Source organism: Aeromicrobium terrae, assembly GCF_008039565.1.
GTDB lineage: Bacteria > Actinomycetota > Actinomycetes > Propionibacteriales > Nocardioidaceae > Aeromicrobium > Aeromicrobium terrae.
In genome coordinates this window covers 318,598-341,568 of the sequence record NZ_VDUX01000001.1, presented here as the reverse complement: position 1 = coordinate 341,568, position 22,971 = coordinate 318,598, and the positions used below count along the sequence as shown (strand labels likewise).

Sequence of the window (22,971 nt, the reverse complement as noted above, 5' to 3'; positions counted from 1 at the left end):
CCTCACAGTCCCTTCGGGGCCGCCACCAGCTCCACGAGCCGGGCGAGCCAGTCGATGAACAGGGCGAGCGCGGCGACGAGGATGGCGCCGACGACCAGCACCACGTTCTGCTGCAGGGTGATGCCGGTGGTGATCAGGTTGCCCAGGCCGCCCGCCCCGGTGAACGTCGCCAGCGACGCGGTGCCCACGATCAGCACGAGCGCGGTCCGGACCCCCGCGACGATGACCTTCAGCGCGAGCGGCAGCTCGACCCGCAGGAGCGTGGACACGGCGGACATCCCCATGCCGCGGGCCGCCTCGACGAGCCGCGAGTCGACCCCGTCGAGCCCGGTGACGGTGTTGGCGACGATCGGCAGCACGCCGTAGACGGTCAGCGCCGCGATGGCCCCGGTCCGCCCGACGTCGAACACCACGGCGCCGAGGGCGATCAGGCCGATCGCGGGGGCGGCCTGGCCGAACCCGGCGACGGTGATCACGGGCTTGGAGAACCGGCGCATCGCGCCGCGGGTCAGCAGGACGCCGAGCGGGATCGCGATGACGCACGTCAGCACGGTGGCGGCGACGCTGATGAACATGTGCTGGCCGAGGAGCGTGGTCAGGTTGTCGACGCTCAGGGATCGCCGCTCGCTGTCGGACACGCTGGCCCGGTTCACGTAGACGAGGGCGCCCACGACCACCGCCACGCAGACCAGCGGCTGGACGATCCACCGGGCGAGCCCGGGGCGCTCCGTCGCGACGGTCGCGCCGGTGACCTGGGTACCCGGATCGACGGCGGTGGCGGTGCTCACGGCGAGCTCGCCCCCTGGAGCTGCTGCATCGCGTCCATGATCGTCTCGACCCGGACGACGCCCTGATAGGCGTTGCGGCGCCCGGTGACTACGACGACCCCGTGCGACGAGGTGAGCATCTCGTCGAGCGCGTCGTTCAGCGTGGACGAGAGGGTGACGGCCTCGAGGTCGTCGTCGCGGGTGACGGAGCTCAGCGTGCCGTTCCGCTCCACGTCGCGGACCGGGACCCAGCGCAGCGGGCGGTCCTGGTCGTCGAGCACGATGATCCACTCGCGACCCAGGTCGCGGGCCGCGGAGACGGCCTCGCGGGCGTCGGCCCCGACCCGCGCGACGGCGGCGTCGTGCAGCTCCACGTCGCGCACGCGTGTCAGGCTGAGCTGCTTGAGCGCGGTGCCGCTGCCGACGAAGTCCTCGACGAACTCGTCGGCCGGGTCGGCGAGGATCGCCTCGGGGGTGTCGTACTGCACGATCTGCGAGCCGACCTGGAGGATCGCGATGCGGTCGCCGAGCTTCATCGCCTCGTCGAAGTCGTGCGTGACGAACACGATCGTCTTGCGCAGCTCCTCCTGCAGGCGCAGCAGCTCGTCCTGCAGACGCTGGCGGGTGATCGGGTCCACCGCGCCGAACGGCTCGTCCATGAGGAGCACCGGCGGGTCGGCGGCGAGCGCCCGGGCCACGCCCACGCGCTGCTGCTGGCCGCCGGACAGCTCCTTCGGGTACCGGTCGCGGTACTGGCCGGGGTCGAGGTTCACCAGCTCCAGCAGCTCGTCGATGCGGGCGTCGACCTTCTTCTTGTCCCACTTCAGCAGTCGCGGCACCAGCGCGATGTTGTCGCCAACGCTCATGTGCGGGAACAGCCCGGCGCCCTGGATCACGTAGCCGATGTGGCGGCGCAGGTCGTCGGCGTTCGCCTTCGTGACGTCGTCGTCGCCGATGAAGATCCGGCCGCTGGTGGGCTCGATCAGGCGGTTGATCATCTTCATCGTGGTGGTCTTGCCGCACCCGGACGGGCCGACGAGCATCACGATCTCCCCGGCCGGGATCTCCATCGTCACGTCGTCGACGGCGGGCGTGCGCTGTCCCGGGTACCGCTTGGTGACGTTCTCCAGCCGGATGCTCTGGCCGTGCTCGCTGTCAGACACGAATCCCCCTGGGGGTGGTGAGGCGGGTGACGAGGTTCAGGGCGAGGTCGAGCAGCACCGCGAGGAGCAGGATCCCGACGGTGCCCGCGACGATCGAGTTGGTGGCGTTGGCTCCACCGGTGCGGGAGATGCCGGAGAAGATGTAGCCGCCCAGACCCGGCCCGAGGGCGTAGGCCGCGATGGCCGCGATGCCCATCAGCATCTGGCCGGACACCCGGACGCCGGTCATGATCACCGGCCACGCGAGCGGCAGCTCGAGGCGCAGCAGCGTGCCGAGGCGCGTCATCCCCATCCCGCGCGCGGACTCGACGAGCGTCTGGTCGACACCGGTGAGGCCGACCACGACGTTGCGCAGGATCGGCAGCACGCCGAAGAACACGAGCGTGATGACCGACGGGAGCACGCCGATGCTGACGATGCCCACCAGCAGGCCGAGCATCGCGTACGACGGGAACGTCAGGCCGACCGCGGAGAAGGTCTGCGCCGCGCTGACGCCCACCGGCGAACGGTAGACGAGCACTCCGAGCACGACCGCGATGGCCGTGGCGATCAGGAGCGTCTGCACCACGAGACTCGCGTGCTGGTAGGCGAGGAACGAGAGAACACTCCATCGGTCTTGCACGAACTCGACGAAGCCAGTCATCGCTTCGACCGTAGGCGAGTCGAGCGGCGACCGCGAATCGGGAGCGGGCTAGCTCGCTGCCTTGGCTCGGACGACGGCGCTGAGCAGGCCGCTGACGAATCCGGGCGACTCGTCCGTGGACAGCTCACGGGCCAGCTCGACGGCCTCGCTCACGGCGACCGCGTCGGGGACGTCGTCGGCGAACCAGATCTCGTACGTGGCGATGCGCAGCAGGTTGCGGTCGACCCCGGGCATCCGGTCCAGCGACCAGCCGGTGGAGTGCTCGGCCAGGGCGGCGTCGATCTGCTCGAGGTGAGCGGCGACGCCCTCGACCAGGCCGACGGTGTACTCGTTGATCGGCGGCTCGTTGGTCTCACGACGCTCGGCCAGCGAACCGCCCGGTGGCAGGCCCTGCAGCTCGGACTCGAAGAGGATGTCGAGTGCGCGCTTCCGGTAGCGGGTGCGCGCTCCCATTACGAGGAGACGCGGCCGAGGTAGTTGCCGTCGCGGGTGTCGACCTTGACCTTCTCGCCGGTGGTGAGGAACAGCGGGACCTGGATCTCGCGGCCCGTCTCCAGGCGCGCGGGCTTGGTGCCGCCGCTGGAGCGGTCGCCCTGCAGGCCCGGGTCGGTGTGCTCGATGAGGAGCTCGACCGAGGCCGGGAGCTCGACGTACAGCACGCGGCCCTCGTTGGTGGCGACGACGGCGTTCTGGTTCTCCAGCAGGAAGTCCACGGCCGAGCCCATCGCCTCGCGCGGAACCTCGAGCTGGTCGTAGGTCTGGACGTCCATGAAGACATAGCTGGTGCCGTCGTTGTACAGGTACTGCATGTCGCGGCGGTCGACCGTGGCGGTCTCGACCTTGGTGCCGGCGTTGAACGTCTTGTCGACGACCTTGCCGGACTCGATGTTCTTCATCTTGGTGCGCACGAAGGCCGGGCCCTTGCCGGGCTTCACGTGCTGGAACTCCACGATGGACCAGAGCTGTCCCTCGAGGTTCAGAACCATGCCGTTCTTCAGGTCGTTCGTGGTGGCCATCAGGCGATCTCCAACAGGTCGGTAGTCATGGTGGTGAGCACCTCGGGCGGTGCGCCCGAGCCGGTCACCGCGACGGTGTCCTCGATGCGCACGCCCCCGCGACCCGGGACGTAGACGCCCGGCTCCATCGTCAGGGTGGTGCAGCGCGCCAGTCTACCGGCGTGGCTGCGGCCGATGAACGGGTCCTCGTGGATCTCGAGCCCGACGCCGTGGCCGAGGCCGGTGGTGAAGTGCTCGAGCCAGCCCGCGTCGTCCAGGACCTCCCGGGCGAGGGCGTCCACGTCGGCGAGGGCAGCCCCCTCGACGAGTGCCTGGACCCCGGCCGCCTGCGACGCCTGCACGACGGCGTGCGCCTCGCGCTGCCAGTCGTCCGGTGTGCCGAGCACGACGGTGCGGGTGCAGTCGGCGTGATAGCCGTCGACCCGTGCTCCGAAGTCGGCCTTCACGAGGTCGCCGGCGGCGAGCACGCGGTCGGTGGGGCTGTGGTGCGGGATGGCGCTGTTCGGGCCGGACGCCAGGATCGTGTCGAAGGCGATCGCCTCGGCGCCGAGGTCGATCATGCGGTTCTCGAGGTCGCGGGCCACCTCGCGCTCGGTGCGGCCCACCAACGGGCCGGTCAGCAGCCCCTGCAGAGCCTCGACGGAGATGGCGCACGCGCGACGCAGCGCCGCGACCTCGATCTCGTCCTTCACCTCGCGGAGACCCTCGACGAGCCGGTCCGCTGAGACGGTGTCGAGGTCGGTCAGACGGGCGTGGTCGTCGACGCTCAGCGTGTGCGTCTCGACGGCCCAGCGGCCCGGCATGCGTCCGGAGGCCTCGCCGACGAGGTCGCGGGTGATGACGTGCTCCACGTCGGGCAGCTCGGCCGCCGCCTGGTCCTTGTACCGGCCGTCGGTCAGGAACACGGCGGGTCCGTCGGCGGGCACGAGCAGCGCTCCGTTGGAGCCGGTGAACCCGGTCAGGTACCGGACGTTGACCAGCGTGGTCACGAGCAGGCCGTCCGCGCCCAGTGCCTGGATCGCCTCGACGGCCCGGGCGCGCCGCTCGACGGTCACGGGCGCAGAGCCGCGTGAGCCTCACGCAGCAGGTCGTCGTCGGGACCGGCGAGGACGGCCGGGCGGGCGAGGTCGTCGAGCACGACGAAGCGCAGCTGGGTGCCGCGCGTCTTCTTGTCGAGCCGCATGGCCTCGAGCAGCGTGTCGAACGGTGTCTCGTCCGTGGTGGGCAGGCCGAGGCTCCGCAGGACCGAACGATGGCGCTCCAGGAGATCGGCGTCGATGCGTCCGCTGCGGTGCGCCAGCTCGGCGACGAAGACCATGCCGACGGAGATCGCCTCACCGTGCCGGATCCCGAAGCTGTTCACCCGCTCCAGCGCGTGGCCGAGTGTGTGTCCGTAGTTCAGCGCCTCACGTCCCACGGAACCGCCGGGCCCGGTCTCCTTCAGGTCTCCCGCCACCACGGCCGCCTTCACGGCGATCCCCTTCGTGATCAGCTCGGCGACGAGCGGGGACGCGGTGTCGGCGACGGCCTCGGGGGCCGCCTCGATCAGCTCGAGGATCGTGGGGTCGGCGATGAAGCCGCACTTCGCCACCTCGGCGAGTCCACTGCGCACCTCCTCGGGCGGCAGCGTGGCGAGGACGTCGAGCTCGCACAGCACGCCGGCCGGCTCGTGGAACGCGCCGACCAGGTTCTTGCCGGCCTCGGTGTTGATGCCGGTCTTGCCGCCCACCGCGGCGTCCACCATGCCCAGGACGGTGGTGGGCAGGTTGACGAAGCGCACGCCGCGCAGCCAGCTGGCCGCCACGAAGCCGGCCAGGTCGGTAGTGGCGCCGCCGCCGAGGCCGATGACGACGTCGGAGCGCGTGAAGCCCGCCTCCCCCAGCGTGCGCCAGCAGCTGGTCAGCACGTCGGCGTTCTTGGCGGCCTCGCCGTCCGGCACCTCGAGCAGGTGGACGTCGAGCTCCGTGAGCTCGGACCGCAGCGCCTCGGCCCGGTCCTGCAACGTGGGGCTGTGCACCACGGCGACGCGACGGGCGTCGGTCCCCACCAGGCCACGCAGCTCCGACAGGACGCCGTGCCCGATCACCACGTCGTAGGGCGCACCGGTGGCCACGGTGAGACGCGTCGTCATGGCTTCTCCAGCAGGTCGTAGGCGGCGTCGGTGACCGCGTCGACGTCGAGGCCGTCCGTGGCCACGGTCAGGTCGGCGACCTCACGGTAGAGCGGGGTCCGCGCGTCGAGCATCTGCTTCAGCTGGGACCGGACGTTCCCGAGCAGCAGCGGCCGGCCCGCGGCGTTGAGCCCGACCCGGCGGGAGGCCTCGGCCAGCCCGACCTCGAGGTAGAGGACGCGGTGGTCCGCCAGGCGCCGACGGGTGGCTTCGCTCAGCACGGCTCCGCCGCCCAGGGCCAGGACGCCGGAGTGCTCGGCGAGAGCCCGCTCGACCGCCTGCTCCTCCAGCGCGCGGAAGTGCGCCTCGCCGTGGTCGACGAAGATCTCCTCGATGCTCGCGGCCGCCAGCTCGGCGACGTCGTCGTCGGTGTCGCGGAAGGGCACACCGAGCCGCTCCGCCAGCGCCGCGGCGACCGTCGACTTGCCGGCACCCGGCGGGCCCACGACGACCACGACGGGCCGGTTCCCGGCCGTGCTCACCGGTGTCTCAGGTTCGCGAGGTAGCCCTCGACGTTGCGCCGGGTCTCCGGGACCGAGTCACCGCCGAACTTCTCCAGGACGGCGTCGGCGACGACGAGCGCCACCATCGCCTCGGCGACGATGCCGGCAGCCGGCACCGCACAGACGTCGGAGCGCTGGTGGTGCGCGGTGGTGGCCTCGCCGGTCTCGACGTCGACGGTGCGCAGGGCCCGCGGCACGGTGGCGATCGGCTTCATGGCGGCGCGGACCCGCAGCAGCTCTCCCGTGGTCATGCCGCCCTCGGTGCCGCCGGAGCGTCCGGAGGTCCGGCGGATGCCCTCGTCGGTGGGCTCCATCTCGTCGTGCGCGAGCGATCCGCGCGTGCGGGCGAGGTCGAAGCCGTCGCCGAGCTCGACGCCCTTGATGGCCTGGATGCCCATGAGCGCGGCGGCGAGGCGCGAGTCGAGACGACGGTCCCAGTGCGTGTGCGAGCCGAGTCCGGGCGGCAGCCCCTCCACGACGACCTCGACGACCCCACCGAGCGTGTCGCCGTCCTTGTGGGCGGCGTCGATCTCGGCCACCATCGCGGCGCTGGTGGCCGCGTCGAAGCAGCGGACCGGGTCGGCGTCGAGCGCCTCCAGGTCGGAGCGGCTCGGGATGACCCCGGCCGGCGCGCGCACCGTGCCGAGCTCGACGACGTGGGACACGATCGTGGCTCCGGTGGCCTGCTCGATGAACTGGGCGGCGATCTCGCCGAGGGCCACGCGGGCGGCGGTCTCGCGGGCGCTGGCCCGCTCGAGCACCGGGCGGGCCTCGTCGAAGCCGTACTTCTGCATGCCGGCGAGGTCGGCGTGCCCGGGGCGCGGTCGGGTCAGCGGCGCTCCACGCTTGAGGCCGGCGAGCGTCTCCTCGTCGACCGGGTCGGCGGCCATGACCTGCTCCCACTTCGGCCACTCGCTGTTGCCGATGCGCAGGGCGACCGGGCTGCCCAGGGTGGAGCCGTGCCGGATGCCCCCGACGATCTCGAGCTCGTCGGCCTCGAACGACATCCGGGCACCACGGCCGTAGCCGAGCCGGCGGCGGGCCAGCGCGTCCTGGATGTCCTTGCTGGTCACCTGGACGCCCGCCGGCAGTCCTTCGAGGACCGCGACGAGTGCGGGGCCGTGGGATTCACCGGCAGTCAGCCAACGGAGCATGGCAACGATTCTCCCACGCGGGTCCTGCTAGGAGGTCGCTGCTCCGATGACGGCGCCGATGACGAGGTACGGACCGAACGCGTAGGACGACCGGATGCCCCGCCGCGTGCGCATCGTGTGCACGACGCCGAAGATCGCGCCGAGCAGCCAGCCGGCGTACGTGCCGATGAACGTGGGCTGCGACCCGAGGGCTCCGAGGGCGAGGCCGATGATGCCGCCGAGCCGCACGTCGCCGTAGCCGAAGCTCCCGCCGCGGAAGAACCGGCCGACGAAGTGGATCAGCCAGAACGCGCCGAACACGACCGCGTTGCCGACGACTCCGTGGAGGAGGACGTCCCAGTCGTCCAACAGGAGGGCGGCCAGCGCGACGAGCGCGAGCACGCCGACGTGCAGCGGGACGGTCAGCAGGAACGGGAGGTACCGGGTGCGCAGGTCGATGTACGTCAGCCACGACCCCATCGCGCAGAACAGCACCCATGCGGGGACCAGCTCGTCTGGGACCTGCCACGCGACCAGCGCAGCCGCGGCGGCCGACCCGACGGCGAGCCACACGGCCAGCAGTCGCGCGTCGGCGATGTCGGCGTAGAGCGGCTTGACCTCGTCGTCCTCGGGATCGGGCTCCGGCTCGGGAAGTCGGCGGATCGCCTGCGGTCCCACGGCACCGATCAGGGCAGCCGCGAGCGCGGCGAGCAGGACAGTCACCCGCGCAGCCTAGTCAGGAAGGGAGTCAAGCGCGGCGTCGCGGAGCACCGCGACGTCCACGGTGCGCCCGGTCATCAGCTCGACCTGCAGCGCGGCCTGGTGCGCCAGCAGGTCGATCCCCGAGACCGCGGGTCGCTCGGCGCTGACCGCCGCCTCCACCAGGCGGGACGGCCAGGGGTCGTACACGACGTCGAAGACCGCTCGCGCCGACTCGACGAGCTCGTGGCTGCGCGAGCCGATGACGTCGGACGGGACCGTCGACACCAGCAGCTCGGCCACGTCGAGAATCGGCTTGTCGATCGTCCGGACCCCCACCTCCAGCCCGAGCTTCTCGGCGACCTGGGCCGCGTCCACGGCTCGCGACGGCTCCCGCACGAACAGCTCGACACGCCGGGCACCCATCCGTTGGGCGACGCTGGCGAACGACGCCGCCGTCGCTCCCCCGCCGAGGATGCGCACGAGCTCGACGTCCTCGACGCCGCGCTCGGCCAGCGCCGCCACGGCGCCGGGGACGTCGGTGTTGTGGGCCGAGCGGCCGTCGCCGTCGAGCAGGACGGTGTTGGCCACCCCGAGTCGATCGACCTCGTCGTCGACGCTGGTGGCCAGCCGGGCCGCGGCCCGCTTGAGCGGTGCCGTGACGGAGAATCCGCGCCAGCCGTCGTCGAGACCGTCGAGGAACGCCGGCAGTCCGTCCTCCTGGACCTCGACGGCTTCGTAGGTCCAGTCGAGGTCCAGCGCGGCGTACGCGGCCCGGTGCATGACCGGGGACAACGAGTGCCCGATCGGCGACCCGAGAACGGCGCAGCGTGTCATCAGCAGATCTTGTCGTCGGCGGACCGGCAGTAGTCGCGCAGCTTCTCCACCGCGCGGTCGTGCTCTGCCTTGGTCTCCGAGAACACCGTCTCGCCGGTCTCCAGGTTGATGGCGACGAAGTACAGCCAGTTCCCCTCAGCCGGGTTCAGCGCGGCCTCGATGGTCTTCTCGCCGGGCGATCCGATCGGTCCGGGCGGCAGGCCGGTGTGCTGGTACGTGTTGTACTCCGACGGGTCGTCGCGCTCGGCCTGCGTGGTGAACACGTCGCCCTTGCGCTTGCTCACGTACGACACCGTCGAGTCGAGCTGCAGGGCCATCCCGATCTTCAGCCGGTTGTAGAGGACGCGGGCGACCTTCGGGTAGTCCTCGTCCTTCTTCGCCTCGTACTCCAGGATGCTGGCGACGGTGAGGACCTCCTCGCCGCTGAGCCCGAGCGCCTGGGCCCGCTCCCCGATGTCGAGCTTCTTCGCGGTGTCGAGCGTCTTCTTCACCATCTGCTTCAGCAGCTGGGTGGCCGTGGTGCCCGGCTCGACCGTGTACGTGGCCGGGAAGAGGTAGCCCTCGGGGTTGCCCTTCGCCACGGCGGGGAGGCCGAGCGTGTCCGGCTTCTCGAGCGCGGTCGTGAGCGCCTTCTCCGAGATCTCGGTGTTCTTCGCGATCAGCGTCACGATCTGGCCGACGCGGGCACCCTCGGGGATGGTCACCTTACCCTCGACCCGGTTCTTGCGGTCGATCAGCGCCCGGAGCGCGTACTCGGACGACATCTGCTTCTTGAGGTTGTAGAAGCCTGGCTGGATGGTCTGCGCGCGCTCGTCCTTGATGGACAGCTGGTAGAACGCCTCGGCACTCTTCACGACGTCCTGCTTCGCCAGGATGTTCGCGATCTGCTGGCCGTTCGCGCCGGCCGGGATCTCCACCGTGACGGACCCGGTGCCCGCTCCGCTGTAGTCGTCCGGGCCGCCGAACACGTCCTTGGCCTTCTGGTAGCCGAAGAACAGGGCGACGACGATCAGGCCGAGCACGATGATCGTGCCGAAGCCTCGTCCGCCGCCACGGGGTGGCCGCTCGGCGCGACGTCCGCCGCGTCCCGAACCTCCGCTGAGCATGTCGATCCCGCTGCTGTGGCTCATCGCATCCTTCACAAGGTCTGGCCGGGGGCGGTCCCCCGTGTGCGTTCGGCGTCCAGCGCCCCCTGGAGGATCACCGTGGCCGCCACCTGGTCGATGATCGCGCGCTTTCCTCGACCGGACCGTCCGCTCTCACGGAGCTGCCCGTCCGCAGTCATCGTAGACATCCGCTCGTCGAAGAGGCGGACAGGCACGGGCGCGATCGCGTCGCGCAACGCGGTGGCGAACGCCCGCACCTTTCCGGCGGCCGGGCCCTCCCGGCCGTTCAGCGACAGCGGCAGACCTACGACGCACTCGAGCGGCTCGTGCTCGGCCACGATCGCCGTGAGACGGCCGATGGCGTCCGGACCTGCGGGAACGGTCTCCAGCGGGGTCGCGATCATCCCGTCCGGGTCGCAGACGGCGATGCCGATGCGGACGTCGCCCACGTCCACACCAACCCGCCGGCCTGATCTCATGATCAGGCGTTGGCCACGTGCGCCTGGGCTGCGGTGAGGGCCGCCTCGATGCCGCCGAGGTCGGTGCCGCCACCCTGCGCGACGTCGGCCTTGCCGCCGCCGCGCCCGCCGATGTGCGGGCCGATCACGCCGATGAGGTCGTTCGCGGAGAGGCCCCGCTCCTGCGCGGCGTCGTTGACCGCGACCACGGCCGACGGCTTGTCGCCACCGGTGCCGATGACCACCACGACCGCCGGGCGGCCCTGCAGCCGTCCCCGCACGTCGAGCGCGATCGAGCGGACGTCGCCGCCGCCGGCGCCCTCGGCCCGGTGGCCGACGAAGGCGATCCCGTTGACGTCGACGGCCGCGTTCGCGATGTCGGCCGCGGCGCCGACGAGCTCGGCGGACTTGAGCTTCTCGAGCTCCTTCTCCGCTGCCTTGAGCCGGTCGACGAGCTTCTGCACCTGCGCCGGGACGTCGGTGGGGCTGGTCTTCAGGAGGGTGCTGACCTGCTGCACGAGGTCGCGCTCGCGGGCGAGGTACTGGAAGCCCTCGATCCCGACGACCGCCTCGACGCGCCGGTTGCCGGCGCCGACGGAACTGTCGGACGTCAGGACCACGGTGCCGATCTGGGACGACCGGTCGACGTGGGTGCCGCCGCAGAGCTCGCGCGACCACGGGCCGCCGATCTCGACGACGCGGACGTCCTCGCCGTAGGTCTCGCCGAACAGCGCGAGCGCACCGATCTCCTTGGCCTGCGCCAGCGGCATGACGGCCGCCGACACCGGGAGGTCCTCACGCAGCGCGCGGTTGGACACCTCCTCGACGTCGTGGAGCTGCTCCCGGGACAGCGCGCCGTTCCAGCCGAAGTCGAGCCGCAGGTAGCCGGGGCGGTTGTACGAGCCGGACTGCAGCGCCGTGGGGCCGAGCACCTCGCGGAGCGCGGCGTGCACGACGTGGGTGCCGGAGTGTGCCTGGCGGGCGCCGAGCCGCCACTCCGGGTCGACCTGCGCCTCGACCGTGGCGTCCACGGTGAGCTCGCCGTCGAGCACGCGCACATGGTGGACGACGAGACCGCGTACCGGGCGCTGCACGTCGAGCACCTCCGCGCGACCGCCGTCCCACGAGATGGTGCCGGCGTCGGCGTTCTGGCCGCCGGACTCGGCGTAGAACGGCGTGCGGTCGAGGACGACCTCGCCCACGGTGCCCGCACCGAGCGCCGGCACGCTGCCGCCCTCGGCGAGCAGCGCCAGCACCCGGGACTCGGTGGTGAGCGTCGTGTACGCCTGCCAGTCGGTGGGACCGTTCGCGTCGAGCGCCGCGCGGTACACGCTGGTGTCGGCGTGCTGGCCGCGCTTGGACTTCGCGTCGGCCTTCGCGCGGGCGCGCTGCTCGGACATCAGTGCACGGAACCCGTCCTCGTCGACGCTGAGGCCCTGCTCGGACGCCATCTCCAGCGTCAGGTCGATCGGGAAGCCGTACGTGTCGTGGAGGGCGAACGCGCGCTCGCCGGAGAGCTGGGTGGCGCCCTCCTGCTTCGCCGACGCCGCGGCGACGTCGAAGATCTGCGTGCCCTTGTCGAGGGTCTGGCGGAACGCCTCCTCCTCGGCGTACGCGATCTGCGAGATGCGCGCGAAGTCGCGCTCGAGCTCGGGGTACGACGCCTTCATCTTGCCGAGGCTGACCGGCAGCAGCTCCGGCAGCGCGGGGTCCTCGTAGCCGAGCAGCCGCATGGAGCGCACCGCACGGCGGAGCAGGCGGCGCAGCACGTAGCCGCGTGCCTCGTTGCCGGGGGTGACGCCGTCGCCGATGAGCATCAGGCCGCTGCGCACGTGGTCGGCGACGACCCGGAAGCGGACGTCGTCCTCGTGGTCGGCGCCGTACCGGCGGCCGGAGAGCTCCGCGGCCTTCTCGATGACCGGGAAGACCTCGTCGATCTCGTAGAGGTTGTGCTTGTCCTGCAGCAGGTACGCCACGCGCTCCAGGCCCATGCCGGTGTCGATGTTCTTGCTCGGCAGCGGCTGGACGACGTCGAAGTCGTCCTTGGCCCGCACGTTGGTGATCTCCTCCTGCATGAACACGAGGTTCCAGATCTCGAGGAACCGGTCCTCGTCGACGACGGGCCCTCCGTCGGGGCCGAACTCGGCACCGCGGTCGACGTAGATCTCGCTGCACGGCCCGCCGGGGCCCGGGATGCCCATGTGCCAGTAGTTGTCGAGCAGCCCGCGGCTCTGGATGCGCTCGTCGGACAGCCCGGCGACCTTGCGCCACAGCTCCCGCGCCTCGTCGTCGCTCTCCAGCACCGTGACCCAGATGGTGTCCGGGTCGATGCCGTAGCCCCCGTCTTCCAGGGAGCCCGTGACCAGGTTCCAGGCGTGCTCGATGGCGCCTTCCTTGAAGTAGTCGCCGAACGAGAAGTTGCCGTTCATCTGGAAGAACGTCCCGTGCCGGGTGGTCTTGCCGACCTCCTCGATGTCGAGCGTGCGCACGCACTTCTGCACGCTCGCGGCGCGGTCGAACGGCGGCGTCTCCTGCTGCAGGAAGTACGGCTTGAACGGCACCATGCCCGCGTTCACGAACAGCAGGTTGGGGTCGTCGAACAGCAGCGGGGCCGACGGCACCACCGTGTGGCCGGCGTTCTCGAAGTGGGCGAGGAAGCGACGGCGGATCTCCGCGGTCTCCATCAGGCGGTGTCTCTCTCGATCGGGGTGGGCGTGCGGAGCGGCTGCTCGGCGTCATCTGCCGCCCGTGGCCCGGCACCCCCGCCGAGTCGGGCGGCGACGCGCTGCTCCTCCTGGTCGATGCCGGTGCGCAGCTCGGAGGCGAAGGCGCGGACGCCGACGCCGAGGGCGGCGGCCTGGTCGATCAAGCCGGGCATCGACAGGCGGTAGGCGGCTCGCTTGGCCTTCACGCTGGCGTACAGGCCTGCCGCGGCGCCGGCCACGAACCAGGTGGTGCGCTTCATGACTCGATCTCCCCCATCCAGCGATCGGCAGGAGCAGGACGAACCGCACGGACAGCACGGCGCCCGGCGCGCAGACGCTCGGTGCGGCGACGGCGGTACTCGCGGCGCATCATCGCGACGATGCGGTCACGGCTCTCGGCACGCAGCGCGTAGGCCACGCCGCGGATCGCCACCGCGAGCCGGACCTGCGGACGCCCGAGCGCGGTGTTGACCACCTGCGCCTCGGTGGGCGGCGCCACGATCCGGTCGTCCACGACGCGTGTGACCAGCGGGACCACGGACGCGTCGCGATGGTCGGGCAGCGGCACGAGCACCGCGGGCCGGGTAGGCTCTACGGATCCCGGCTCCGGCTCCGGCGGACGTCGGCGCGAGGCCCGGACAGCCACGACGGCAGCACCAAGGGCCACCGCCGCCAGCGCGGCGGTCAGGACCAGGAGCAGGACGTCGAGAGGCACGGGTACGAGGTTACTCGTCGCGGCGTCGCGGCTCACCGGCCCCAGGACGATCGCCCAGGATGGCCCGGATGCGCTCGAGCCGCTCGCCGAGCGCCGCCTCGGCGCCGTGCTCGCTCGGCTCGTAGTACACGGAGCCGTCGACGTCGTCGGGCGCGTACTGCTGGGCTACGACGCCGCGTGGGTCGTCGTGCGAGTAGATGTAGTCGTGCCCGTGGCCGAGCTTCTTGGCCCCGGCGTAGTGGGCGTCGCGCAGCGCGGGCGGGACGGCGCCGACCTTCCCCGCCTGGACGTCGGCCGAGGCGGCGTCGATGGCACGGATGACGGCGTTCGACTTCGGCGCCGTCGCCAGGGCGATCACGGCTTGCGCGAGCGTGAGGCGTGCCTCGGGGAAGCCGATCAGCGCGACGGCCTGCGCCGCGGCGACCGCCGTGGTGAGCGCGGTGGGGTCGGCCATGCCGATGTCCTCGCTCGCCGAGATCATCAGGCGCCGGGCGATGAACCGCGGGTCCTCCCCCGCCTCGATCATCCGGGCGAGGTAGTGCAGGGCGGCGTCAACGTCGGAGCCGCGGATGGACTTGATGAACGCGCTGATGACGTCGTAGTGCTGGTCGCCCTGGCGGTCGTAGCGGACGGCCGCGCGGTCGACGGCGAGCGCCGCGTCGTCGACCGTGACCTCGGTGCGGTCCTGGTTCCTCGCGACGCCGGCCGCGGCCTCGAGGTACGTGAGGGCGCGACGCCCGTCACCACCGGCCAGCCGGACGAGGTGGTCCTTGGCGTCGCCGGTGAGGGTGACCGCCCCCTTCAGCCCGCGCTCGTCGACGAGGGCGCGATCGATGACCTCGGCGATGTCCGCGTCGGTGAGCGAGTCGAGGGTCAGCAGCAGGGACCGGCTGAGCAGTGGCGAGATGACGCTGAAGTGCGGGTTCTCCGTGGTGGCGCCGATCAGCGAGACCCAGCGATTCTCGACGCCCGGCAGGAGCGCGTCCTGCTGCGTCTTGCTGAAGCGGTGGACCTCGTCGACGAACAGCACCGTCTCGACGCCGTTGGCCAGGGCGCGGCGCGCGCCGGCGATGACGTCGCGGACCTCCTTGACCCCGGCCGAGACCGCCGAGACCTCGACGAACCGGCGGTCCGTGTGTCGGCTGATCAGCGACGCGATCGTGGTCTTGCCGGTGCCCGGCGGCCCCCACAGCAGCAGGGTGAGCGGCTGGTCGCCGTCGATCACCTGGCGCAGCGGCGAACCCGGTGCGAGCAGGTGCTGCTGCCCGACCAGCTCGTCGAGCGTGCGCGGCCGCATGCGGACCGCGAGCGGAGCCGACGAGTGGGCGTTGCCGGCCAGGCTGCCGCCGCCTCCACCGGAGGCGGGCGCGGGCGCATCCGGCAGGTCGAACAGCCCGTCGTCACTCACGCGGTGAGCCTAGTCGTCGGTGCTGACGTCCTTCGGCTCCGGCTTCGCGTCGACGCCGGCCTCCTTGCGCTGCTCCGGCGTGATGGGCGCGGGAGCCGCGGTGAGCGGGTCGTAGCCGCCGCCGGACTTCGGGAACGCGATGACCTCGCGGATGGAGTCGGCGCCGCTGAGCAGGGCGCAGATGCGGTCCCAGCCGAACGCGATGCCGCCGTGCGGCGGGGCGCCGTACTTGAACGCCTCGAGCAGGAAGCCGAACTTCTCCTGCGCCTCGGCCTCGTCCAGGCCCATGATCGCGAACACCCGCTTCTGGATGTCCTCGCGGTGGATACGGATGGACCCGCCGCCGATCTCGTTCCCGTTGCACACGATGTCGTAGGCCCAGGCCAGCGCGTTGCCCGGATCGGTGTCGAACGTGTCGAGGTCCTGCGGCGACGTGAACGCGTGGTGCACGGCGGTCCAGGAGCCGGAGCCGACGGCGACGTCGCCGGCGGCCGTGGCGTCGCTGGTGGGCTCGAACAGCGGGGCGTCGACGACCCACAGGAAGCTCCAGGCCGACTCGTCGAGCAGGTCGCAGCGACGACCGATCTCGAGCCGGGCGGCACCGAGCAGCGCTCGCGTCGACTTCACCGGGCCGGCGCCGAAGAAGACGCAGTCGCCGGGTTGCGCGCCGACGTGGGCGACGAGGCCCTCGCGCTCGGCGTCGGTGAGGTTCTTGGCCACGGGGCCGCCGAGCTCGCCGTCCTCCTGCACGAGCACGTACGCGAGCCCCTTGGCGCCGCGCTGCTTGGCCCACTCCTGCCAGGCGTCGAGCTGGCGCCGCGGCTGCGACGCGCCACCCGGCATGACCACCGCGCCGACGTACGGCGCCTGGAACACCCGGAACGGGGTGTCGGCGAAGTACTCGGTGCACTCGACGAGCTCCTGGCCCATGCGCAGGTCGGGCTTGTCGGTGCCGAAGCGGCGCATGGCCTCCTCGTACGTCATCCGCGGCAGCGGGGTGGGCACCTCGACGTCGATCAGGGCCCAGAGCGCCGTGAGGATCTCCTCGGCGACGGCGAGAACGTCGTCCTGCTCGACGAAGCTCATCTCGACGTCGAGCTGGGTGAACTCCGGCTGGCGGTCGGCGCGGAAGTCCTCGTCGCGGTAGCAGCGCGCGATCTGGTAGTAGCGCTCCATGCCGGCGACCATCAGCAGCTGCTTGAACAGCTGCGGGCTCTGCGGCAGGGCGTACCAGCTGCCCGGGCGCAGGCGGGCCGGCACCAGGAAGTCGCGGGCGCCCTCGGGCGTCGAGCGGGTGAGCGTCGGCGTCTCGATCTCGACGAAGTCGTGGGCGTCGAGCACGGCGCGGGCCGCACGGTTCACCTTGCTGCGCAGGCGGAGCGCCTCGCCCGGCTCGGTGCGGCGCAGGTCCAGGTAGCGGTACTTGAGCCGCGCCTCCTCGCCGACGTCAATGTGGTCGTCGATCGGGAACGGCAGCGGGGCGGCCGCGCTGAGCACCTCGACGTCGTCGGCGATGACCTCGATGGCACCGGTGGGGAGCTTGTCGTTCTGGTTGCCCTCGGGACGCTCGGACACGGTGCCGACGATCTTGAGGCAGTACTCCGCGCGCAGCTGGTGCGCGACGTCCTCGCGGATGACGACCTGCGCCACGCCGCTCGCGTCGCGGAGGTCGATGAAGGCGACACCGCCGTGGTCGCGGCGCCGGGCGACCCACCCGGCGAGGGTGACCTGGTCGCCGACGTCGCTCGCGCGCAGGCTTCCGGCTTGGCGGGTACGGATCACGAGGTGGGCTCCTTGATCTGGGGCGTGAGGTCGGTGGTGGGCGGCAGCCAGCTGTCCGGGTCCGCGTCGCGCTGCTCGCCCGAGCGGATGTCCCGGACGCTGTGCTGGCCGTCGGTGCCCGCGGCGGGCGGGAACCACACGTACGGGATGCCGCGACGCTCGGCCTGCTTGATCTGCTGACCGAACTTGGCGGCCTTGTGCGCGACCTCGGTGGGGATGCCGCGGGCCCTGAGCCGCTGGGCGACGTCCGTGCTGGTCGCGCGGGACTCCTCGTCGACGAGGGCGATCAGGACGGCGGACGGCACCGAGCGGTCGCTGGTGAGCCCGTCGGCCAGCAGCGGCACGAGCAGGCGGGAGATGCCGAGCGAGATGCCGGTGCCGGGGTACGTGTTGCGGTTGTCGGCGGCGAGCTGGTCGTACCGCCCGCCCGAGCAGATGGACCCGAGGGACTCGTAGCCCGCCATGCGCGTCTCGAAGACGGTGCCGGTGTAGTAGTCGAGGCCGCGCGCGATCCGCAGGTCGGCGGTGACCGTGACGCCGTCGACCGGCCGGCACGCGCCGACGACGCTCGCCAGCTCGTCGAGCCCGGTCTCGAGGACGTCGTGGGTGACGCCGAGGGCGCGCACCTGCTCGACGAACGAGGTGTCGGTGGCGCGGATGTCGGCCAGGGCGAGGCAGGCGTGCGCCTGGTCGTCGGACAGGCCGGCGTCGGTGAGCATCTTCTTGACGGCGTCGGCGGGCACCTTGTCGAGCTTGTCGACGATGCGCATGACCGCGACGGGGTCGGCGACGCCCAGGCCGAGGTAGAAGCCCTCGAGCACCTTGCGGTTGCTGATCTGCAGCGTCAGGTGCGGGACCGGGAGCCCGGCGAGCGCCTCGCCCATGACCTGGGCGATCTCGACGTCGGCGTGGAACGGCAGCGTGTCGCGGCCGACGATGTCGATGTCGGCCTGCGTGAACTCGCGGAAGCGTCCCTGCTGCGGCCGCTCCCCCCGCCACACCTTCTGGATCTGGTAGCGACGGAACGGGAACTCCAGGGCGTTGGCGTTCTCGACGACGTAACGGGCGATGGGCACGGTGAGGTCGTAGTGCAGAGCCAAGGTGTCGCCGGCGTCGGACTCCTCGTCCGTGGCCTGCAGGCGCCGCAGCGTGTAGACCTCCTTGTCGATCTCACCCTTGCTAAGCAGCGTCTCGAGCGGCTCGACGGCTCGCGTCTCGACGTTCGCGAAGCCGTGCAGCTCGAAGACCCGGCGCAGGTGGTCGAGCACGTACAGCTCGACGTTCCGCTCCGCCGGCAGCAGCTCGGGGAACCCGGACAACTTGCTCATGCGCTGAGCTCGAGGAGGAAGGGGTTGGTGACGCGCTCGCGGCCGATCGACGTCTGCGGGCCGTGGCCGGGCAGCACGACGATGTCGTCGGCGAGCGGCAGCACGCGGTCGCGCAGGCTCTGCTCCATCTGCGGGTGCGAGCCGCCGGTGAGGTCCGTGCGGCCGATCGAGCCCTGGAACAGGAAGTCGCCGGAGAACATCAGCTCCGAGACCTCCTCGGGGCCGTCCCACGGGATCCGGTAGACGACGGTGCCGGGCGTGTGGCCGGGCACGTGGTCGACGGTGAACGTCAGGCCGTCGACCTCGATCGTGGCGCCGTCGACGGCGTCGCGGACGTCGGCCGGCTCGGCGAACGTGGGCAGGTCGTGCATGCCCAGCTGGGCCCGCAGCATCGCCGCGGACTCCCCGGAGATGGCGGCCATCGGGTCGGCCAGCAGGTGCCGGTCGTCCGGGTGGATCCACACCGGGCAGCCGTACTCGGCGGCGACGTCCTGGGCGCACCACATGTGGTCGAAGTGGCCGTGCGTGATGAGCACGGCCTGCGGCGTCAGGTTCTGCTCGGACACCACCGTGTGCACGCCGTCCATGGCGTCCATGCCGGGGTCGACGAGCGCACAACCGGCTCCCGGACCGCGCGAGATCACGTAGCAGTTGGCCTGCAGCGGACCCGCTGGGAAGGACGTCAGAAGCACGACCGACAGGGTACGCGAGGTCAGAATGCCGAAGCACGGCCGCGTCCTCCTAGACTGTCCCGCATGACTTCCGCCGAGCACGCGTGGGGACGCGTCGACGACGAGGGCCGTGCCTTCGTGAAGACGGCCGACGGTGAGCGCGAGATCGGCCAGTGGCCCGGCGGCGATCCCCAGGAGACGTTGGCCCTGTTCGTGCGGCGTTTCGAGGGTCTCGAGATCGAGGTCGAGCTGCTCGAGCAGCGCCTCAAGGGCGGCACCCTCGGCCCCAACGACGCGGCCAAGGCCGTCGCCACCGTGCGGGAGCAGGTCGACGGCGCCCAGGCCATCGGCGACCTCGACGGGCTCCTCAAGCGCCTCGACGCGCTCGAGCCGGTCATCGCCGAGCACCGCGAGAAGCAGAAGGCCGAGAAGGAGGCCCGTGTCGCGGAGGCCCAGGCCGCCAAGGCACGCATCGCCGATGAGGCCGAGGCCATCGCCGCGGGCACCGACTGGCGCGGCGGGGCCGACCGCATGCGCGCCCTGCTCGACGAGTGGAAGACCCTCGCCCGACTCGACCGGAAGACCGACGACGAGCTCTGGCACCGGTTCAGCTCCGCCCGCACCACGTACACGCGTCGCCGCAAGGCGCACTTCTCCGAGCAGCACGCCCAGCGTGAGGAGGCGGCCGTCGTCAAGGAGAAGCTGATCGCCGAGGCCGAGGCGCTCTCGTCGTCCACCGACTGGGGACCGACGTCCGGGGCGTACCGCGACCTGATGACCCGCTGGAAGGCGGCCGGCGCGGCCCCGCGGAACGTCGAGGACAAGCTCTGGAAGCGGTTCCGTGCTGCGCAGGACGTCTTCTTCACCGCCCGCGACGAGGCCAACGCCGCGCTCGACCAGGAGTACGAGGCCAACGCGGTGGTCAAGGAGCAGATCCTCCTCGAGGCGGAGAAGCTGCTGCCGATCACCGACCTGGAGGCCGCCCGCCGCGCGATGCACGACATCGCCGACCGCTGGGAGGCCGCCGGCAAGGTGCCCCGCGCCCGCGTCAAGGAGATGGAGGGGCGGCTCCGTGCCGTCGAGCAAGCCGTCCGCGCCGCCGGCGACGAGGCCTGGAAGAAGACCGACCCGGAGAAGTCCGCCCGCGCCGACGACATGATCGGCAAGCTGCAGCGCGCCATCGACGAGACCCGCGAGGCCCTCGAGCGCGCCCAGGCGAGCCAGGACGCCAAGAAGATCGCCGAGCTCGAGGAGTCGCTGAAGTCGCGCGAGTCCTTCCTCGAGATGGCCCAGAAGGCCCAGGCCGACTTCTCGTAACCGCTGACGAGAGGATTCCGGCCCCTTGACGAGAGACTTTCGGCGCTCGTCAGGGAGCCGGAATCCTCTCGTCAGGGGGCCGGAAGTCTCTCGTCAGCGTTACTGGGTGAGGCGGTAGACGTCGTAGACGCCGTCGACGGTACGTACGGCGGACAGGACGTGGCCGAGGTGCTTGGCGTCGGCCATCTCGAAGGTGAACTTCGACTTCGCGACGCGGTCGCGACCGGTGCTCAGCGACGCTGACAGGATGTTGACGTGCTGGTCGGAGATGATCCGGGTGATGTCGCTCAGCAGGTGCGGGCGGTCGAGCGCCTCCACCTGGATCGCGACGAGGAAGGTGCTCTGGCCGGTGGGCGCCCAATGCACCCCGACCAGCCGCTCGGGCTGGCTGCGGAGCGCCGCGAGGTTCACGCAGTCCGAGCGGTGCACCGAGACACCACTCCCCCGGGTGACAAAGCCCTCGATCGCGTCACCCGGCACCGGGGTGCAGCAGCGCGCGAGCTTCACCATCAGGTCGCCGTCGACGCCCTCGACCACCACGCCCGCGTCGCCGTGGTCGTGTCGTGACCGCTTGCCGATGGCCGGCATCGACGTGGCCTCGGCCAGGTCCTCCTCGGCACCCTCGCGGCCGCCGGCCAGCGCGATGACCCGCTCGACGACGTTCTGGGCGCCGACGTTGCCCTCGCCCACCGCCGCGTAGAGCGCGGAGACGTCGGCGAGGTGCAGCTCCTTGGCGACCGCGTCGAGCGACTCGTGCTTGAACAGGCGGTGGAGCGGCAGGTTCTCCTTGCGCATCTGCTTCGCGATGAGGTCGCGGCCGGTCTCGATGGCCTCCTCGCGACGCTCCTTGGTGAACCAGTGCTTGATCTTGTTGCGCGCCCGTGGGCTCTTGACGAACTCCAGCCAATCGCGGCTCGGACCGGCGTCGGGCGACTTGGAGGTGAAGATCTCGACGACGTCGCCGGTCTGCAGCTCCGACTCCAAGGACACCAGCCGCCCGTTCACGCGGGCGCCGATACAGGCGTGCCCCACCTCGGTGTGCACGGCGTAGGCGAAGTCGACGGGCGTGGCCTGCGCCGGCAGCTGGATGACGTCGCCGCGCGGCGTGTACGCGTAGACGCCCGCGCTGTTCATCTCGAAGCGCAGCGAGTCCAGGAAGTCGACGGAGTCCTCGGTCTCGGACTGCCAGTCGAGCAGCTCCCGCAGCCAGACCATGTCCTCGCCGCTCGGCGCCTTGCCGCCGGTGGACCCCGCGGTGCCGTCCTCCTTGTACTTCCAGTGGGCCGCGACGCCGTACTCGGCGCGGCGGTGCATCGCGAACGTGCGGATCTGCAGCTCCACCGCCTTGCCCTGCGGGCCGATCACCGTGGTGTGCAGCGACTGGTACATGTTGAACTTCGGGACCGAGATGTAGTCCTTGAACCGCCCGGGGATCGGGTTCCAGCGCGCGTGGAGCACACCCAGCACGCCGTAGCAGTCGGCCACGGAGTCGACGAGGATGCGCACGCCGACGAGGTCGAAGATGTCGGAGAACTCCCGGCCGCGCACGAGCATCTTCTGGTAGATCGAGTAGTAGTGCTTCGGCCGGCCGCTGACGGTGGCCTTGAGCTTGGCGTGGCGCAGGTCGGACTCGACGTCGCCGATGACGCGCTCGAGGAACTGCTCGCGCGACGGTGCGCGGTCCGCGACGAGTCGGACGATCTCGTCGTAGACCTTGGGGTGCAGGGTGGCGAACGCGAGGTCCTCCAGCTCCCACTTGATGGTGTTCATGCCGAGGCGGTGGGCCAGCGGCGCGAAGATCTCGATGGTCTCGCGGGCGATGCGCTCCTGCTTGTCCTGGCGCAGGTAGCGCAGGGTGCGCATGTTGTGGAGCCGGTCGGCCAGCTTGATGACGAGCACGCGGATGTCGCGGCTCATCGCGACGACCATCTTGCGGATGGTCTGCGACTGCGCCGTCTCGCCGTACGTGACCTTGTCGAGCTTCGTGACGCCGTCGACGAGCTGGACGACCTCGTCGCCGAAGTCGTTGCGCAGCTCCTCCAGCGTGTACGGCGTGTCCTCGACGGTGTCGTGCAGCAGCGCGGCGCACAGCGTCGGGGCGGTCATGCCGAGCTCGGCGAGGATCGTGGCGACGGCGAGCGGGTGGGTGATGTACGGGTCGCCGCTCTTGCGGGTCTGCCCCTCGTGCGCCCGCTCGGCGATGTCGTACGCCTTCTGGATCGAGTCGACGTCACCCTTCGGGTGGGTGGACCGGTAGACCTTCAGCAGCGGCTCGAGCACCGGGTTGCCGGACGATCCGCGGCCACCGATCCGGGCCAGGCGGTTCCGGACGCGCGCGGACGCGGGCGCCGAGTCGGCCGGCTTGGTCTCGGCCGGGGTCTCGGGCGCCTCCGTGCCCACGTCGATGCGTTCGGCCACAGCGCCTCCTGTCCTACCTCCCATGGTAGGTCAGAGGGTCAGCAGCTCAGACGGCTTGGCTGATCAGCGTGGCTGCGGTCGCCAGCACGAGCACGGCGACGAGGACGAGGGCGACGACGCGGACCTGTCGGG

General features: G+C 71.3%; 22 protein-coding genes. 1 reads left to right on the top strand and 21 read right to left on the bottom strand.

Translation table 11 applies throughout. The annotated features are described in order from the left end of the window. Window positions 1-2: 2 nt before the first annotated feature. From FHP06_RS01710 to FHP06_RS01615, 20 genes are read right to left on the bottom strand one after another with little or no spacing between them, the layout of a single operon-like run. Window positions 3-788, bottom strand: coding sequence for an ABC transporter permease (locus tag FHP06_RS01710; protein ID WP_147683178.1), 786 nt, complete (start codon window positions 786-788; stop codon window positions 3-5). Continuing rightward, on the bottom strand, window positions 785-1,930 hold the full coding sequence (locus FHP06_RS01705) for an ABC transporter ATP-binding protein (protein WP_330999585.1): 1,146 nt from the start codon (window positions 1,928-1,930) through the stop codon (window positions 785-787). The genes FHP06_RS01710 and FHP06_RS01705 overlap by 4 nt, the downstream gene beginning before the upstream one ends. After that, window positions 1,923-2,573 (bottom strand): ABC transporter permease, encoded by a 651-nt coding sequence (locus FHP06_RS01700; RefSeq protein ID WP_147683176.1) that lies wholly within the window; start codon window positions 2,571-2,573, stop codon window positions 1,923-1,925. The genes FHP06_RS01705 and FHP06_RS01700 overlap by 8 nt, the downstream gene beginning before the upstream one ends. 48 nt (window positions 2,574-2,621) lie before the next feature. After that, a complete protein-coding gene (nusB, locus tag FHP06_RS01695; RefSeq protein WP_147683174.1) occupies window positions 2,622-3,026 on the bottom strand; it encodes a transcription antitermination factor NusB in 405 nt (134 codons plus the stop codon). After that, a complete protein-coding gene (gene efp, locus FHP06_RS01690; RefSeq protein WP_456236633.1) occupies window positions 3,026-3,592 on the bottom strand; it encodes an elongation factor P in 567 nt (188 codons plus the stop codon). The genes nusB and efp overlap by 1 nt, the downstream gene beginning before the upstream one ends. Beyond that, entirely contained in the window at window positions 3,589-4,644 is a 1,056-nt protein-coding gene (locus tag FHP06_RS01685) for a M24 family metallopeptidase (protein WP_147683171.1), read from the bottom strand. Before FHP06_RS01685 ends, efp begins: the two co-directional genes overlap by 4 nt. Continuing rightward, window positions 4,641-5,720, bottom strand: a complete 1,080-nt coding sequence (gene aroB / locus FHP06_RS01680) for a 3-dehydroquinate synthase (protein ID WP_147683169.1) — start codon at window positions 5,718-5,720, stop codon at window positions 4,641-4,643. The genes FHP06_RS01685 and aroB overlap by 4 nt, the downstream gene beginning before the upstream one ends. Then, a complete protein-coding gene (locus FHP06_RS01675; protein WP_147683167.1) occupies window positions 5,717-6,241 on the bottom strand; it encodes a shikimate kinase in 525 nt (174 codons plus the stop codon). Before FHP06_RS01675 ends, aroB begins: the two co-directional genes overlap by 4 nt. Beyond that, a complete protein-coding gene (gene aroC / locus FHP06_RS01670) occupies window positions 6,238-7,416 on the bottom strand; it encodes a chorismate synthase (protein ID WP_147683165.1) in 1,179 nt (392 codons plus the stop codon). Before aroC ends, FHP06_RS01675 begins: the two co-directional genes overlap by 4 nt. A gap of 27 nt (window positions 7,417-7,443) precedes the next feature. Then, window positions 7,444-8,118, bottom strand: coding sequence for a prepilin peptidase (locus FHP06_RS01665; RefSeq protein WP_147683163.1), 675 nt, complete (start codon window positions 8,116-8,118; stop codon window positions 7,444-7,446). A gap of 9 nt (window positions 8,119-8,127) precedes the next feature. Further along, window positions 8,128-8,931: a shikimate dehydrogenase gene (locus FHP06_RS01660; RefSeq protein WP_147683161.1), complete on the bottom strand. Its 804-nt coding sequence runs from the start codon at window positions 8,929-8,931 to the stop codon at window positions 8,128-8,130. Beyond that, window positions 8,931-10,061 carry an endolytic transglycosylase MltG gene (gene mltG, locus FHP06_RS01655; RefSeq protein ID WP_147683159.1) on the bottom strand — a complete coding sequence of 377 codons (1,131 nt, stop codon included), beginning with the start codon at window positions 10,059-10,061 and terminating at the stop codon, window positions 8,931-8,933. The genes FHP06_RS01660 and mltG overlap by 1 nt, the downstream gene beginning before the upstream one ends. Before the next feature lie 8 nt (window positions 10,062-10,069). Further along, window positions 10,070-10,516, bottom strand: coding sequence for a Holliday junction resolvase RuvX (ruvX, locus tag FHP06_RS01650; protein WP_147683157.1), 447 nt, complete (start codon window positions 10,514-10,516; stop codon window positions 10,070-10,072). Window positions 10,517-10,518: 2 nt separating this feature from the next. Then, entirely contained in the window at window positions 10,519-13,179 is a 2,661-nt protein-coding gene (gene alaS / locus FHP06_RS01645) for an alanine--tRNA ligase (RefSeq protein ID WP_147683155.1), read from the bottom strand. Beyond that, window positions 13,179-13,460, bottom strand: a complete 282-nt coding sequence (locus tag FHP06_RS01640; RefSeq protein WP_147683154.1) for a DUF6167 family protein — start codon at window positions 13,458-13,460, stop codon at window positions 13,179-13,181. The genes alaS and FHP06_RS01640 overlap by 1 nt, the downstream gene beginning before the upstream one ends. Then, entirely contained in the window at window positions 13,457-13,915 is a 459-nt protein-coding gene (locus FHP06_RS01635; RefSeq protein ID WP_147683152.1) for a hypothetical protein, read from the bottom strand. Before FHP06_RS01635 ends, FHP06_RS01640 begins: the two co-directional genes overlap by 4 nt. Window positions 13,916-13,925: 10 nt before the next feature. Beyond that, entirely contained in the window at window positions 13,926-15,323 is a 1,398-nt protein-coding gene (locus FHP06_RS01630; RefSeq protein ID WP_187271738.1) for a replication-associated recombination protein A, read from the bottom strand. 9 nt (window positions 15,324-15,332) lie between these two features. Next, window positions 15,333-17,105: an aspartate--tRNA ligase gene (aspS, locus tag FHP06_RS01625; RefSeq protein ID WP_147683150.1), complete on the bottom strand. Its 1,773-nt coding sequence runs from the start codon at window positions 17,103-17,105 to the stop codon at window positions 15,333-15,335. Further along, window positions 17,102-18,433: a histidine--tRNA ligase gene (hisS, locus tag FHP06_RS01620; RefSeq protein WP_147683148.1), complete on the bottom strand. Its 1,332-nt coding sequence runs from the start codon at window positions 18,431-18,433 to the stop codon at window positions 17,102-17,104. Before hisS ends, aspS begins: the two co-directional genes overlap by 4 nt. Further along, on the bottom strand, window positions 18,430-19,125 hold the full coding sequence (locus FHP06_RS01615) for an MBL fold metallo-hydrolase (protein WP_147683146.1): 696 nt from the start codon (window positions 19,123-19,125) through the stop codon (window positions 18,430-18,432). Before FHP06_RS01615 ends, hisS begins: the two co-directional genes overlap by 4 nt. A 63-nt stretch (window positions 19,126-19,188) precedes the next feature. Here FHP06_RS01615 and FHP06_RS01610 point away from each other — a divergent pair, with 63 nt between their 5' ends. After that, entirely contained in the window at window positions 19,189-20,421 is a 1,233-nt protein-coding gene (locus FHP06_RS01610) for a DUF349 domain-containing protein (RefSeq protein WP_147683144.1), read from the top strand. Between the two features lie 99 nt (window positions 20,422-20,520). Here FHP06_RS01610 and FHP06_RS01605 read toward each other — a convergent pair whose 3' ends face one another. Further along, window positions 20,521-22,839, bottom strand: coding sequence for a RelA/SpoT family protein (locus FHP06_RS01605; RefSeq protein ID WP_230973366.1), 2,319 nt, complete (start codon window positions 22,837-22,839; stop codon window positions 20,521-20,523). Window positions 22,840-22,971 lie beyond the last annotated feature (132 nt).